The 252-nt window shown below is 51.6% G+C and carries 1 protein-coding gene; it reads left to right on the forward strand.

Annotated elements, in window-relative coordinates; translation table 11 throughout:
- Position 1: 1 nt before the first annotated feature.
- Positions 2–252 (forward strand): alpha-hydroxy-acid oxidizing protein (locus tag H9565_RS20110; protein WP_215442160.1); only part of this gene is annotated, 251 nt, incomplete at its 3' end.

A 252-nucleotide genomic window follows, 5' to 3' on the forward strand; every position in this document is an offset into this window, starting at 1 on the left:
TATGAACAAGGAATTCAACCCCGCATATCCTTCAATGGACGATTTGAGAAACAAGGCCATGAAACGTATACCCAAGTTCGCCTTTGAGTACCTGGACGGTGGCTGCAACGAGGACGTAAGCATAGCAAGGAACACCTCGGACATACGCAAGGTACAGTTACAACCTAGGTACCTGAGGAACCAGGGTACCGGTTCGACCAGGACCAAAGTTTTGGGCATGGAGTTCGATGCCCCGTTCGGGATAGCCCCCGT

The sequence above is a fragment of the Zobellia russellii genome, from assembly GCF_018728565.1.
Lineage (GTDB): Bacteria > Bacteroidota > Bacteroidia > Flavobacteriales > Flavobacteriaceae > Zobellia > Zobellia russellii.